The 13876-nt window shown below is 71.2% G+C and carries 16 protein-coding genes; 9 read left to right on the top strand and 7 right to left on the bottom strand.

What is annotated here, in order from left to right:
* Positions 1 to 11: 11 nt before the first annotated feature.
* A complete protein-coding gene (locus ABD332_RS44275; RefSeq protein ID WP_344510286.1) occupies positions 12 to 641 on the bottom strand; it encodes a DUF4126 domain-containing protein in 630 nt (209 codons plus the stop codon).
* A 65-nt stretch (positions 642 to 706) separates the two neighbouring features.
* On the opposite strand from ABD332_RS44275, the gene nucS reads away from it, so the two are divergent.
* Positions 707 to 1366 (top strand): endonuclease NucS, encoded by a 660-nt coding sequence (nucS, locus tag ABD332_RS44270; RefSeq protein ID WP_344510284.1) that lies wholly within the window; start codon positions 707 to 709, stop codon positions 1364 to 1366.
* 92 nt (positions 1367 to 1458) lie between these two features.
* On the opposite strand, the gene ABD332_RS44265 is transcribed toward nucS, so the two are convergent.
* Complete coding sequence (locus ABD332_RS44265) at positions 1459 to 2964, bottom strand: aldehyde dehydrogenase family protein (RefSeq protein WP_344510282.1); 1506 nt, start codon at positions 2962 to 2964, stop codon at positions 1459 to 1461.
* 104 nt (positions 2965 to 3068) lie between these two features.
* Between ABD332_RS44265 and ABD332_RS44260 the strand changes: the two genes are divergently transcribed.
* The gene (locus ABD332_RS44260) at positions 3069 to 3872 is read left to right on the top strand and encodes an alpha/beta fold hydrolase (protein ID WP_344510280.1); all 804 of its coding nucleotides are present in this window, start codon (positions 3069 to 3071) and stop codon (positions 3870 to 3872) included.
* 517 nt (positions 3873 to 4389) lie between these two features.
* On the opposite strand, the gene ABD332_RS44255 is transcribed toward ABD332_RS44260, so the two are convergent.
* From ABD332_RS44255 to ABD332_RS44245, 3 genes are all read right to left on the bottom strand, one after another.
* Positions 4390 to 5091 carry an SDR family NAD(P)-dependent oxidoreductase gene (locus ABD332_RS44255; RefSeq protein WP_344510278.1) on the bottom strand — a complete coding sequence of 234 codons (702 nt, stop codon included), beginning with the start codon at positions 5089 to 5091 and terminating at the stop codon, positions 4390 to 4392.
* Positions 5092 to 5246: 155 nt separating this feature from the next.
* Positions 5247 to 5747 (bottom strand): MarR family winged helix-turn-helix transcriptional regulator, encoded by a 501-nt coding sequence (locus ABD332_RS44250; protein WP_344510276.1) that lies wholly within the window; start codon positions 5745 to 5747, stop codon positions 5247 to 5249.
* Between the two features lie 80 nt (positions 5748 to 5827).
* Positions 5828 to 6184, bottom strand: a complete 357-nt coding sequence (locus ABD332_RS44245; protein WP_344510274.1) for a DoxX family protein — start codon at positions 6182 to 6184, stop codon at positions 5828 to 5830.
* Positions 6185 to 6317: 133 nt separating this feature from the next.
* Between ABD332_RS44245 and ABD332_RS44240 the strand changes: the two genes are divergently transcribed.
* The 7 genes from ABD332_RS44240 (at position 6318) to ABD332_RS44210 (ending at position 12066) form a co-directional block, all read left to right on the top strand.
* Positions 6318 to 6734 (top strand): DUF7144 family membrane protein, encoded by a 417-nt coding sequence (locus tag ABD332_RS44240; RefSeq protein WP_344510272.1) that lies wholly within the window; start codon positions 6318 to 6320, stop codon positions 6732 to 6734.
* 30 nt (positions 6735 to 6764) lie between these two features.
* Positions 6765 to 7748: an alpha/beta fold hydrolase gene (locus ABD332_RS44235; RefSeq protein ID WP_344510270.1), complete on the top strand. Its 984-nt coding sequence runs from the start codon at positions 6765 to 6767 to the stop codon at positions 7746 to 7748.
* 10 nt (positions 7749 to 7758) lie between these two features.
* Positions 7759 to 8259: a DUF456 domain-containing protein gene (locus ABD332_RS44230; protein ID WP_344510268.1), complete on the top strand. Its 501-nt coding sequence runs from the start codon at positions 7759 to 7761 to the stop codon at positions 8257 to 8259.
* 58 nt (positions 8260 to 8317) lie between these two features.
* The gene (locus ABD332_RS44225) at positions 8318 to 9073 is read left to right on the top strand and encodes a maleylpyruvate isomerase family mycothiol-dependent enzyme (protein ID WP_344510266.1); all 756 of its coding nucleotides are present in this window, start codon (positions 8318 to 8320) and stop codon (positions 9071 to 9073) included.
* Between the two features lie 227 nt (positions 9074 to 9300).
* Positions 9301 to 11085, top strand: a complete 1785-nt coding sequence (locus ABD332_RS44220) for a 3-hydroxyacyl-CoA dehydrogenase family protein (protein ID WP_344510264.1) — start codon at positions 9301 to 9303, stop codon at positions 11083 to 11085.
* Positions 11086 to 11353: 268 nt separating this feature from the next.
* Positions 11354 to 11740 (top strand): hypothetical protein, encoded by a 387-nt coding sequence (locus ABD332_RS44215; RefSeq protein ID WP_344510262.1) that lies wholly within the window; start codon positions 11354 to 11356, stop codon positions 11738 to 11740.
* Entirely contained in the window at positions 11734 to 12066 is a 333-nt protein-coding gene (locus tag ABD332_RS44210) for a hypothetical protein (protein WP_344510260.1), read from the top strand. Before ABD332_RS44215 ends, ABD332_RS44210 begins: the two co-directional genes overlap by 7 nt.
* Here the strand turns inward: ABD332_RS44210 and ABD332_RS44205 are convergent.
* Both ABD332_RS44205 and ABD332_RS44200 read right to left on the bottom strand, forming a co-directional pair.
* A complete protein-coding gene (locus ABD332_RS44205) occupies positions 12057 to 13046 on the bottom strand; it encodes a glycosyltransferase family 2 protein (RefSeq protein WP_344510258.1) in 990 nt (329 codons plus the stop codon). The genes ABD332_RS44210 and ABD332_RS44205 overlap by 10 nt on opposite strands.
* On the bottom strand, positions 13043 to 13864 hold the full coding sequence (locus ABD332_RS44200; RefSeq protein ID WP_344510256.1) for a glycosyltransferase: 822 nt from the start codon (positions 13862 to 13864) through the stop codon (positions 13043 to 13045). Before ABD332_RS44200 ends, ABD332_RS44205 begins: the two co-directional genes overlap by 4 nt.
* Positions 13865 to 13876 lie beyond the last annotated feature (12 nt).

Raw genomic sequence — 13876 nt, 5'->3', positions numbered from 1 at the left:
GCGGCTCGCGGTCAGGTCGGCCGGTACCCCTGGGACTGGGCCCACCTGGCCGCGGCCTTCTCCTCCTTGCGCCGCTTGCGGCGTCGCATCAGCCACCAGAACGCCACGAACAGCAGCACGATGAACAGCAGCACCAGCACCGGCAGGATGATCGCGACGAGCGACATCGCCACGCTCGCGATGTCCTCGATCGTGCTCACCACCGGCGCGCCGAAGCCCGCCGTGCTGGCGTTGATCACCGGTCTGGACGCGGCCTTCATGCCGTGCACGCCGAGCGAGATCGCCCCGCCAACCACCAGCGGCACCCATTGATGGCTGCTGAAGAACGAGCCGGGATCGGTCACCGTCACCGTCTCGGAGCTCGACGCCGCGCCGAACGCGAGCCCGCCGGCGGTCGGCCGCACGAACGTCTGCAGCACGTCGTTGACATGGTCCACCACCGGCACCTTGTCGGCGACGAACTCGATCGCCAGCAGCGCCGCGACGATCGTGAGCGTCCAGCCGTTCTCCATCCACGCCCAGTTGTCGGGCAGCGTGATGAGATCGGTGTATCTCGCGAGCACGCCGATGGCGAGCAACGGGATGTAGGCGTTGAGCCCGGCCGACGTGGCCAGGCCGAGCCCCGTCAATGACTCAAGCACGCCCCTAGCATGACATCGACCCGCCACTTCGGCGCTGCTGTCCGGGCCCGGCTAGGCTGTCGCGCGTGCGTCTCGTCATCGCCAAGTGCTCGGTCGACTACATCGGCCGGCTCACGGCCCACCTGCCGCCCGCCATCCGCCTCATCATGGTCAAGTCCGACGGCTCGGTCCTGGTGCACTCCGACACCGGTGGCTACAAGCCACTGATGTGGATGACGCCGCCCTGCCGCCTTTCGCAGACCGACGGCCTGTGGAGCGTGGTGAACAAGGGCGGCGAGGAGCTGCAGATCACCGTCGAGGAGATCCTGCACGACACCGACCACACTCTCGGCATCGATCCCGGCCTGGTCAAGGACGGCGTCGAGGCGCACCTGCAGGTGCTGCTCGCGGCCGCCCCGCACACCCTCGGCGAGGGCTACACGCTGGTGCGCCGCGAGTACATGACCGCGATCGGCCCCGTCGACCTGCTGTGCAAGGACGCCGAGGGCGCCTCCGTCGCCGTCGAGATCAAGCGCCGCGGCGAGATCGACGGGGTGGAGCAGCTGACCCGCTACCTGGAGCTCCTCGGCCGCGATCCGCTGCTGGCCCCCGTCCGCGGCATCTTCGCCGCCCAGGAGATCAAGCCCCAGGCCCGGGTCCTCGCCGAGGACCGCGGCATCCGCTGCGTCGTCCTCGACTACAACGCCCTCCGCGGCGTGGTGAAGGACGAGCTGACGCTGTTCTGACCCGCGCGCGTTCAGGCCTACCGTGATCGAATGACGGATCTGGTCGTCATCACAGCCAGATCCGTCATTCGATCTTCACGCCGACCGGCCGGCTACTTGGTGCGGCCGTGGATGAGCTTGACGAGCTTCAGGGCCTGCAGCATCGACTTCTGGGTGCGGTCGAACGTCGTCAGGGGCAGCAGGGTCGGGCCGCGGCGCTTCACGATCGCCTTCGGCCGGGTGAACTCGCGCAGGCCGTCCTCGCCGTGGATGCGGCCGAAGCCCGAGCCGCCCACGCCGCCGAAGGGCAGCGACGGCATGCCGGCGAAGGTCAGGGCCGAGTTGACCGACGTCATGCCGGAGCGGATGCCGCGGGCCAGCTCCAGGCCGCGGGACTTCGAGAAGATCGCGCCACCCAGGCCGTACCCGGTGCCGTTGGCGCGCTCGACGGCCTCCTCGGCGTTCGCGACGCGGGCGATCGTGAGCGTCGGGCCGAAGGTCTCCTCCTGCACGGCGGCCGCGTCCTCCGGCACGTCGACCAGGATCGTCGGGCTGACGAACGGCGGCCGGACCGCCTCGGCGCCGCCCAGGACCGCCCGGCCGCCGCGGGTCAGCGCGTCCTCGATGTGCCGGCGGATGATGTCGATCTGCGAGGGCATCGTGATCGGGCCGATGTCGGCCGTGCCCTCCTCGCCGACCGTGAGCTTCGCCGCGCGGGCCACCACGCGGCCGAGGAACTCGTCGTAGACGCGGTCCGCCACGTACACCCGCTCGATGCCGACGCAGGTCTGACCCGCGTTGGTGAGGCCGCCCCAGACGCAGGCCTCGGCGGCGGCGTCCAGGTCGGCGTCGGCGGCGACGATCATGGCGTCCTTGCCGCCGCACTCCAGCAGCACGGGGGTCAGCGACTCGGCGGCGGCCGCCATGACCTTCTTGCCCGTCGCGGTCGAGCCGGTGAACGCGATCTTGTCCACCCCGGAGCGGCACAGCGCGCCGCCGACGTCGCCCATGCCGTGCACGATCTGCAGCACCGGCTGCTCGGGCACCACCTCGGCGAACCGGTCGACCACCCACTGGCCCACCGCCGGCGTGTACTCGCTGGGCTTGAACACCACGGCGTTGCCGGCGGCCAGCGCGTACGCGATGGAGCCCATCGGCGTGAGCACCGGGTAGTTCCACGGTCCGATGACCCCGATGACGCCGAACGGCAGATACTCCAGGTAGGAGCTGTGCTCCGTGAGCAGGATGGAGGAGCCGACCCGGCGCCGCCCGAGCACCTTGCGGGCGTGGTTCGCGGCCCAGGCGATGTGGTCGACCGCGGCGATCGCCTCGACGAGCGCGTCCGCGGTGGGCTTGCCGCCCTCGCGGTGCATCAGCTCGGCGAGCTCCTCCAAGCGGTTGGCGATCAGGCTGCGGAACGTCAGCAGCCGCTTGCGGCGGCCGGCGAAGCCGAGTCCGGCCCACCAACCCGCCGCGTCCCGGGCCCGCCGGACCGACTCGGTGACATGATCGGGGGAGGCCACGGGGAAGCGGCCGACCTCTTCGCCGCTGGCCGGGCTGGTCGAGATCAGCGAGCCCTCGTCGATGGCGGGGACGCCGGGAGTTCGCGTGGCGGTCATGGCGCCGAGTGTAAACCCGGAAATTACTCACGAGTAGCCCCGAAAACCGTGTCGAGCGCGCCACGCCCGCAACGACCGACGGTCGAAACCACCGAGGAGGAGTCATGAAGGTCGAAACGCTCGAGGTGCCCGGGGCGACGCTGCGCTACGAGATCCGTGGCAGCGGGCCCGTCCTGCTGCTGATCTGCGGCGGCGTGTACGACGCGGAGGGCTTCGACGGCCTCGCCGAGGCGCTCGCCGACGAGCGGACCGTCGTCACCTACGACCGCCGGGGCAACTCGCGCAGCCCGCTGGACGGCCCGCCGGCCGTGCAGTCGATCGAAGAGCACGGCGACGACGCGTACCGGCTGCTCGGCGCGGTCGGCGTGACCGAGGACGAGCCGGCGGACGTGTTCGGCAACAGCTCGGGCGCGGAGATCGCCCTGGAGCTCGCCGCCCGGCACCCGGAGCTGGTCCGCACGGTGGTGGCGCACGAGCCGCCCGCGTTCGAGCTGCTCAGCGACGCCACGCACTGGCGCGACCTGATGCGCGAGGTCGAGGCGACCTTCCACCGCGACGGCTGGGGCCCGGCGATGCACGTCTTCGGCGCGGGCCTGGAGATGGCCGACGAGAAGGGCGCCGAGGCGTCACCGGACTTCATGGCGCGGATGCAGGGCAACCTGCCGTTCTTCATCGGCTACGAGGTGCCCGCCTTCGGCGTCTGGGTGCCGGACCTCGACTCGCTGCGCGCGGGGACCGCCCGGATCGTGCCTGCGGTCGGCGCGGCGAGCGCGGGGGAGGCGCCGCACCGGGTGGGGGTGGAGCTCGCGGACCGCCTGGGCGTCGACGTCGTCGAGTTCCCCGGCGGCCACGGCGGCCACGGCGATCCGGCCGCTTTCGCCCCGCGCCTGCGCGAAGTGCTGCTCTGACGCGTCGTGGTCATGCCGGTCGTGATCGAGGTCGTGTGGCGGTCGCCCGGACGGCCACGGTTGTCCTTCGATCATGGCGATCGCGCCGCACGCCCCGGATAAGTACGGCGCAAGCGCCGCACTTATCCGACATTTCGTAATTGTCCGGCGGGGTGCTCCGAAGAGTGCCCTGCCAGATCGCCCGCGCTGCCGGCCTCGCCCGTGCGACGGGATCGCGCTCCAGTCCTCTTCGCCGGACGAACCTGCCAGTCTCATGGCGGCGCCGAGCTTCAGCCCTTCCACCGGACAAAATCGCCCGGCTCGGTCTCTTGGCGGCGGCACCGAGCGCCAGCCATGTCCGTCGGGCAATCGAGCTTCAACCCGGCCCCGTCGGGCAAACCGAGCCCCAACCCCTCCCCGTCGGGCGAACTGCGTTCCGACCCTCCCCTTCAGACAAATACGAAATGTCGGATAAGTCTGGCGCTTGCGCCGGACTTATCCGGGGGTGGGTCGGAGTGGTGGACCGTCCGGTGCCGGGTTAGGGGGCGTGCTCCTTGATGATGCGCTCGGCGACGGTGAGGGGGTCGGCGAGGCGACCCTCGGCGTGGGCGTCGAGCCACCGCTGCTGGCCGGGGAAGTAGGTGCCGGAGGCGGCCGCGCGGCGGATAGCGTCCTGCATGCCGGTGTCCATCTGGCCGGGGTCGACGCTGGCGACCGTGACCCGCTCGTCGTCGGCGACCTGCGACGCGACCGCCTCGAAGAACGTCTCGCCGCCTGCCTTCGTGGTGCAGTACAGCGACCAGCCGTCGATGATCCGGTGTGCGGCGCCCGAGGAGATGAACAGCACCCGCAGCCGGGCCTCGCGGGGCGCCGCGCGCAGGAAGCTGTTGGTGAGCACCACGGGCGCGGTCAGGTTGACCGCGATCGCGCGCGTGATCGCCTCGGTGCTGAGCTTGCCGACGGCGCCGATCGGCTCGACGACGGCGGCGTTGTGCAGCAGCACGGCCTCGTCCGCGTCGCGCAGGAACGGTCGCAGCGTGTCGTGGTCGGGCAGCCAGTGCGCGTCGGCGACGTCGGTCGAGAAGAGCGTGATGTCGCCGGGCCGGTCGTCGCGGCTCTGGTGCTGTTCGGGGGTGAAGTGCCGGCCGACCGCGAGGATCCGGTCACCGCGCGCGTTGCACACGTCGAAGAGGGCGGCGCCCAAGCCGCGGGACACTCCGGTGATCACGACCGCACGCATGCGGTCACTCTATTCCTGTCGGACCACGCGCCGACAGGCTCTGTGGTCCCGATGCGGTGACGGCTTTCCGGCTGTCCCTCACAGGCCCTCGATGTCGCGTCTGCGGCAGGTGTACGGCGAGGGCCACGTACCGGCGAAGAGCAGCGGAACGGGAGTCAGGCGCGGGCCTTCGGCACGGGTGGACCCTTGGGCGCGCCGGGGCAACTGGAGCCGAGGCGGTCGGCGACGGCACCGAGCGCGTCGGCGAGGGCCGCGGTCTGGGCGTCGTCGAGGTGGTCGAAGATGAGCCGCCGGACGTCGGCGACGTGGGCAGGGGAGACCTGCTCGGCGAAGCGCCGCCCGGCCTCGGTGACCTTGGCGATGCTGACCCGCCCGTCGCACGCGTCGCCGGACACCTCCACGTAGCCGAGGTCGACCAGCTTGCGCATGCGGTGGCTGAGCCGGCTCTGCGACATGTTCATCTGCGCCGCGAGCTCCGACAGGCGCAGCCCTTCGTCCTCGCCGCTGAGGGCCGCGAGGAGCCCGTACTCCACGTGCACCAGACCGTACGGGCGGAACGTGCGCTCCAGCTCCGGGAAGCCGACGAGCACGACGGCCAGCAGCGACAGCCAAGCGCGTCGCTCGGTGTCGTCCAGCCATCGTGTCTCGTCGTTCATGTCATCCATGGTGCCTCGTCCGGTGCTGCTTGCGGTGTCCACCTGCCGTCCGCCGCGGCCGGTGCGACGTCCGATTCGCGTCAGAACCGGCCGATCGCGATCACCAGCGCGAGCGCGCCGAGCACCAGGTTGACCGGAATGACGGAGTACTCCTTGGCGCGGACGTGGTCGACGACCGCGAGCAGCATGATGACGAGCAGGCCCACGGCGGCGAGCGGGGTCAGCACGGGCGCGATGTCGGTCGCCCACGGCAGGATCAGGCCGAGGCCGCCGAGCAGCTCCATCACGCCGATGAATTTGATGGTCCCGGCGCTGCGTCGCTGGGTCCACGTCATGGCGGCGGGCAGCTTCTCCTTCGGCTGGGTCGCCTTCATCAGGCCGGCACCGATGAAGGCGGCGCCGAGCAGGCCCTGCAGGACCCAGAGAACGACGTTCATGGCGATGTCTCCCTAATTGGTTCAAGCTTCAAGTAGATGGTGCGGCACGTGTACTTGAAGCGTCAAGTTCTCATCGCCGTGCATCCGGGAAGGGTGAGCCTGGTTCACCTCTGGGCGGCCCACGGTGGGCCGCATGAGTACGACATCGACAACGGACCGCCAATCCGGCTGGGTCACCGGCTTCGCCGTCTTCGGCGGCAGCATGATGGTCGTCATCGGCATCTTCCAGATCGTGGTCGGCCTGACGGCGATCTTCGAAGACACCTTCTACGTGCTCACCGACAACTATCTGTTCGGCTTCAACGTGGAGACCTGGGGCTGGATCCACCTGGCGCTCGGCGTGGTGGTCGCCGCGGGCGGCGTGGGGGTGCTCGCCGGCCAGGTCTGGGCGCGCGTGCTCGGCATCATCCTGGCCGCGATCAGCGCGATCGCCAACTTCCTGTTCCTGCCGTACTACCCGCTGTGGTCGATGCTCATCATCGCGGCCGACGTCGCAGTCATCTGGGCCCTCACGAAAAACGACCGGAACATGTGGGCCGGCACCATGTGAGGCGGTCGGCCGGGGTGTCACGATGCGGTGATGCACGTCACCACTCACGGTCCGGTCGACGGCCCTCCGGTCCTGCTCATCCACGGAAACTGCTCGTCATCCGGATATTGGGAGCCCCTGCTGCGCCACCTGCCGCAGGACTGGCGCATCGTCGCGCCAGACCTGCGCGGGTACGGCGCCAGCCCCGCCCTCCCCGTCGACGCCACCCGGGGGGTGCGCGACTTCGCCGACGATCTCGTCCCGCTGCTGAAGGGGTTCGACCGGCCGCCGGTGGTCGTCGGGCACTCGCTCGGCGGTGGCGTCGCGCTGCAGCTGCTGCTCGACCACCCTGATGCCATCGCGGCGCTGGTGCTGGAGGCGCCCGTCTCGCCGTACGGGTTCGGCGGCACCCGGGACCTGTCCGGCACCCCGACCACGCCCGACTTCGCCGGCACCGGCGGCGGATCGGCCAACCCCGACTTCGTGCGGCTCCTCGGTGCCGCGGACCGTGGCACCGAGGAGCAGGCCTCGCCGCGCAACGTCATGCGAGCCTTCTACGTCGCGTCGCCGGACTCGTTCGGCGACGACGAGGAGCTGCTGCTGGACACCATGCTCAGCACGTTCGTCGGCGACGACAACTACCCCGGCACCGGATCGGCCAGCGACAACTGGCCCGGCGTCGGCCCCGGCGACCGCGGGGTGCTCAACACGCTGTCGCCGCGCTGGCTCAACCTCTCGGGCATCGTCGACCTGCCGGTCAAGCCCCCGATCACGTGGATCCGCGGCGACCAGGACGCGATCGTGTCCGACGCGTCGTTCTTCGACCTCGCGCAGCTCGGCAAGCTCGGCCTCGTCCCCGGCTGGCCCGGCGATGAGGAGTGCCCGCCCCAGCCGATGATCGGGCAGACCCGGGCGGTGCTGACCGCGTACGGCCCGTACACCGAGATCGTCTACGAAGGGTGCGGCCACTCCCCGCACGTGGAGCGCGCCGCGGACTTCGCCGCCGCACTGGCGGGTGTCGTCGCCTCCGCTTAGCCTGATCGGCGTGGATGTGACCGACAGCTCCGGCCTCGTGGCCTTCATCTCGGGTGCCGCGGTGCTGATCGGGACCATCGGCGTCGTCATTCCCATGCTCCCCGGCCTGGTCCTGTGCTGGGCCGGGGTCATGGTGTGGGCGGTCTTCGGCGGTCACGGCGCCGTCGGCTGGACCGTCGCGGTCGCGGCCACGATCGTGCTCGGCCTCGGGTTCGCCGCCAAGTACCTCGTCCCCGGCCGCAACCTCAAGCGCGCCGGCGTGCCCAACCTGACCCTCTTCCTCGGCGGCCTGCTGGGCATCGTCGGCTTCTTCCTCATCCCGGTCGTCGGCCTCGTCATCGGCTTCGTCCTGGGCGTCTTCATCGTCGAGCGCATCCGTCAGAAGGACACCAGCCTCGCCTGGCAGTCCACCAAGCACGCCCTCAAGGCCGCCGGCGTGTCGATGCTCATCGAGCTCGCCACCGCCCTGATCATCGCCGGCATCTGGGTGGGCGGCCTGCTGGCCGCCTGAGCCTCGGTGTGACGTTCCGCCGGCGTTTTTTGTCGGGGGGTCGGCTTAGCATGACGGCATGGAAATCGGGCAGCACATCGATGCGTTGGAGCGTGCCGGGCTCGACTTCGTCGACGCCGCCGAGAAGGCGGGCCTCGACGCCCCCGTGCCGACCTGCCCCGACTGGACGGTCCGCGACCTCGTCCAGCACGTGGGTTATGTGCACCGCTGGGCGACGGCCTATGTCCGCGACGCCCGCGCCGCCGTCCTCACCGATGACGAGGAGGAGCAGGCGGTCGGCCCCATGCCGGCCGACGCCGACCTCGTCCCGTGGTTCCAGGCCGGCCACCTCGCCCTCGTCGACCGGCTCCGCGCCGCCCCCGGCGACCTGACCTGCTGGCATTTCCTCCCCGCCGACTCGCCCCTCGCCTTCTGGGCGCGCCGCCAGGCCCACGAGACGATCATCCATCGCGCCGACCTCCACGCCGCCGTCGGCCAGTCCGACGGCGTCGCCCGCGACCTCGGTGTCGACGGCATCGACGAGCTGCTCATGACCTTCTATGCCGCCCGTGGCAGCCGTCTGCGCTGCGACGCCCCCGCCACGCTCGCCGTCGAGGCCTCCGACGCCCCCAACTCCTGGACCGTCCGCATGGGCCCCACCGGCGCCGACATCACCCGCGGCACCGACACCGCCGCCGACTGCACCCTCCGCGGTCCCGCCAGCGATCTGTACTTAGCCCTGTGGAACCGTCGGGCCACCGCCGACCTCCACGTCAACGGTGACCCCGCCGTCCTGTCGCTCTGGCGCTCCAGCGCCACCATCCGCTGGACCTGACCGCCCGCTGCAGTGGCAATCCGCGCCCGGGGGAGTGACCAATTCCGCAATCCGATCGGACGGCGGTGCGGTCGGCCTGGAGGGAAGCTGCCGCGCATCGGCGCTGGCAGTGCCGCTGCTGGCGGTGGGGCGGGAGTGCGGCGCAGCAAGATATCCCACAGGGCGCGGGAGCCGGGTGGCGTGGGAGACTCGCCAGTAACCTGATCGGTCGTTAGGGAGGTCGTGCGATGGCGCGCGAGTTTGGTTCCGTGGGCGTGGTCGGGCTGGGCACCATGGGCGCCGGCATCGTGGAGGTGTTCGCGCGGAGCGGGCTCTCGGTGACCGCGGTCGAGATCAGCGACGCGGCGCTGCACCGGGGTGAGTCGACGATGCGCGGGTCGCTGGACCGGGCGGTCGCCAAGGGCAAGCTGTCCGCGGAAGGCCGCGACGCGCTGCTGGAGCGGGTGACGTTCGCGGTCGGGCTGGACGCGCTGGGCGACGTGGACCTGGTCATCGAGGCCGTGCCCGAGCACCTGGACCTCAAGCAGCGGATCTTCGCCGAGCTCGACAAGGTGTGCAAGCCCGAGGCCATCCTCGCCACCAACACGTCCAGCCTGTCGGTCACCGAGATCTCGGTGGCGACCGGCCGGCCGAACCAGGTCATCGGCATGCACTTCTTCAACCCCGCACCGATCATGAAGCTGGTCGAGGTGGTGCGGACGGTCGTCACGTCGCAGGACGTGGTCACGGACATCGAGGCGCTGTGCGAGCGGCTCGGCAAGGTGGACGTGACGATCACGGACCGGGCCGGCTTTATCGCCAACGCGCTGCTGTTCGGGTATCTCAACCAGGCCGTGTCCATGGTCGAGGCGAAGTACGCGACCCGCGAGGACATCGACGCCGCGATGAAGCTCGGGTGCGGGCTGCCGATGGGGCCGCTGGCGCTGATGGACCTGATCGGGCTCGACACCGCGTACGAGATCCTCGACACGATGTACCGCCGGGGCGGTCGCGACCGGCGGCACGCGCCGGTGCCGCTGATCAAGCAGATGGTGACGGCGGGGCTGCTCGGGCGGAAGTCCGGGCGGGGGTTCTACACGTACGAGAAGCCCGGGTCGCCGGTCGTCGTCGCCGACGAGCTGACGCCGTCCAGCACCGCCGAGCACGGCAGGCCGACGAACATCGCGAAGGTGGGCGTCGTCGGGTCGGGGACGATGGCGACGGGCATCATCGAGGTGTTCGCGAAGGCCGGGTTCGAGGTCGTGTCGGTGACGCGCGGCGCCGAGAAGTCGGCCAAGGTCTGCGAGCGGCTGAAGACGTCGCTCAACAAGGGGGTCGTGCGCGGCAAGCTGACCGAGCAGGACCGCGACGCCGCGATCGGGCGGGTCACGTGGTCGGCGAGCCTCGACCACCTGTCCGACGTCGACCTGGTGGTCGAGGCGGTGGTCGAGGAGCTGTCGGTGAAGAAGGCGCTGTTCGCGTCGCTCGACGAGATCTGCAAGCCGGGGGTCGTGCTCGCCACGACGACGTCGAGCCTGCCGGTCATCGAGTGCGCGGTGGCGACCGAGCGGCCCGCCGACGTGGTCGGCCTGCACTTCTTCAACCCGGCGCCGGTCATGGGGCTGGTCGAGGTGGTCAGGACGATCCGCACCTCCGACGCGACGGTCCAGACCGCCGCCGCCGTGTGCCGGGCGCTGGCCAAGCACGCGGTGGTGTGCGCCGACCGGTCCGGCTTCGTGGTCAACGCGCTGCTGTTCCCGTACCTCAACGACGCGGTCAAGATGGTCGAGGCCTCGTATTCGACGGCGGACGACATCGACTACGCGATGAAGCTCGGCTGCGGCTACCCGATGGGCCCGTTCGAGCTGCTCGACGTCGTCGGCCTGGACGTGTCCCTGGCGATCCAGCGGGAGCTGTACCTGGAGCTGCGCGAGCCCGGCTTCGCCCCCGCCCCGCTGCTGGAGCACCTGGTGACCGCCGGCTACCTGGGCCGCAAGGTCAGCCGCGGCTTCCGCGACTACTCGAAGCGTTGACCACCCGAGCACCAACCCACCACCACTGACCACAACACAACCGCCGCCCCGCCGCGTCACTGCCCGCCGCACGACAGCCCTTCGCGGCGCGGCGGTGCTCGCCGCGTGGCAGTGATTGCGGCGTGGCAGTGATTGCGGCGCGGGCGGCGGTTCCTAGCGGGCGGTGATCGCGGTCGGGCGGCGTCCCTAGCCGGGCGGTGATCGCGGCGTGGGCGGCGGTTACTACCGGGCGGTGATTGCGGCGCGGCGGTGATCGTGTGGTGGGGCGGTGGTCGTGCGGCGGGGTAGTGATCGCAGCACGCGCGGCGGTCACTACAAGGCGGTGACTGCGGCCGGGCGGCGATTGCGGCGCGGCGATCCGCACTGCAAGAAGGTGGTGCTGCCCGGCGCTGATCGCGGTGGTGTGGTCGCGGTGTGGCGATGGTGCACGGTGGACGGTTGCGGCACAACTGCGATCACGGCACGGCGACAATCACGGCGAGCGGTGGTCGCGGCGCGACTGTGGCTACGGCGGGACGACAGTCACGGCAAGGCGGCGGTCATGGCTGGCGACGGCGTGGCGGGGGTGGCGCGACCGGGATCGCGGGGTGGCGGCTGGGTGTGGTGGGGCCGTGATCATTGGTGGGTGGTGGGCGTCGGTACGCTGGAATGGTGAGTCCCCGTCGCAACCATGCCCGGCGCGACGCTGTGCCTGAGCCGATCGATCTGGAGCGGGTCAAGCGTGGCGTTGAAGGGGTGCAGGCGTGGAGTGATGGGGAGTGGCAGGTGCGCAACATTCCGTCGAGTGCGGCGGTGAAGGCGTACCGGTGCCCGGGGTGTGACCAGGAGATCGCGCCGGGGGTGCCGCATCTCGTGGCGTGGCCGGCGGACGGGCGCGGGGATCTCGCGGACCGCCGGCACTGGCACACGGGGTGCTGGCGGGCCCGTGAGCGGCGGACGCCCAACATCCAGCGGTCCAGGAGCGCGCCCCGCTACGGGTGAGGTCGCGCCGCGGCGGGGTCCGGTGACGGCACGGCCGAGATCGGGGCGGGCAGCGGCTGGGTGGGGACGGCCGCGGGGGCGGTCGGAGCGGGCCAGCCGGACAGCCACGTCGCTCGCTGGCGCCAGACGTCGCGCCAGCCTGCGCCGGCGGCGGAGCGCACCAGTACACCGGCGGACATGAGGAGACGGGCAAGCTTGGCGCGGCCGGGGGACCAGCGCAGGCGGACGAACGTGGTCTTGCCGCGCAGGACCATGATCCGCTTGTTGACGGTGCTCGATGCGGCGCCGCCGACGTGCAGGAGCTGGGCCTCCGGGACGAGGACGGGGCGGGCGCCCAGGTCGCGGGCGCGGGCGGAGAGGTCGATGTCCTCGCTGTACATGAAGTAGTCGGGGGTGAAGCCGCCGAGCTGCTCCCACAGCGGCCGGTCGATCAGCAGCAGGCAGCCGGACACGGCCGGCACCTCGCCGCCGATGACGCGGTCGAGGCCGGGCAGCTCGTCGGGGTTGAACAGCTGCGAGCGCCGGCGCAGCGACGACAGGCCGGTCGCGAAGCAGACGTACCCCCACAGGCTCGGCAGCGCGTGCACCGAGTGGCCGTCGTCGGTGTGGTCGGCGCGGAGTGTGCGGCCGGTGTAGATGCGGTACTCGGGGTGGCTGCCCGCGTACTCGACGAGGGTGCGGATCACGTCGCCGACCGGCTCGGTGTCGGGGTTGATGAGCAGGATCCAGCGGCCCTTGGCGTGCGCGGCGCCGAGGTTGACGGCGTTGCCGAAGCCGAGGTTCACGGGCTGGTGCAGCACGCGGACCTCGGGGTAGGCGTGACCGATCGCCGCCGCCGAGTTGTCGGTCGAGGCGTTGTCGACCACGATGATTTCGATCGGCACGGCGGTGCCCGCCTGCAGCCCCGCGAGGTTCTTGAGCGTCAGCTCACGGGTGTTGTACGAGACGAGGACGACGCTGACGAGTGGATCAAGGCTCACTGCTGCGCTCCGACTGCTCCGCGGGTGGACGTGTCGTGGCCCCATCCGACGTCGCGACGGCGGGCGGCGCGCGCCGCGGCGACGGTCAGCGCAACGTAGCCCACCGCCGCCGGCAGAAGCCAGGGCCTGGGGAGCACGACGTCGCGCAACCACGAGGAGCGCGCCGCTGGACGGGCGGCACCCGCGGCGCGCAGGGCGGCGTTACCCGCTCGCACCCTGGCCAAACGCTTCACGAGGTCCGAAGTGCGGCGGGGCGTCTCGACGACGGCGACGACCGCGGGCGTCTCGGCCTTCTCGCCGGGGCCGAAGAGGCCGTCGAGGAACAGGTCGTCGGCGACGACCTCGGGGAACGTGTCGAACCGGGCGCGGCCCTCGGCCGACAGCGCGATGACGCCGCGGCCGTAGAGGGCGTCGCGGTACGCGGGGAGCCGGCCGTTGATCGCGCTGTGCGCCTTCACCAGCAGCGGCCGGCGGCGGGTGTCGAGCGTTCGGTGCGCGGTCGCGGCGAGCAGGCCCGGCGTCGACGCCAGGAACGCCGCCAGGGTGCGCACGTCCGCGGCGGTCAGCGGGATGTCGGCGTCGAGGTACACGCGGGGGAAGCCGACCGCGACGGCGTCGCCGGCGTTCAGCGCGCCCGACTTGCCCGGCTCCGGGCGGTCGATGACCCGCACGCCGGGGCGCGAAGCGGCGACCGCGGCGGTGTCGTCGCTGCAGCCGTTGGCGACCACCGTGATGTCGATGTCGGGGGCGATGAGGCCGTCCAGGCAGCGACCGATGACCGCCGCCTCGTTGTGGGCGGCGATGACGACAGAGATCACCGGAACTCCAGG

Origin of the sequence: Dactylosporangium maewongense, from assembly GCF_039531485.1 — a bacterium.
In the GTDB taxonomy this organism is placed as follows: Bacteria; Actinomycetota; Actinomycetes; order Mycobacteriales; family Micromonosporaceae; genus Dactylosporangium; species Dactylosporangium maewongense.
This window is presented reverse-complemented; position numbering and strand designations above follow the sequence as displayed.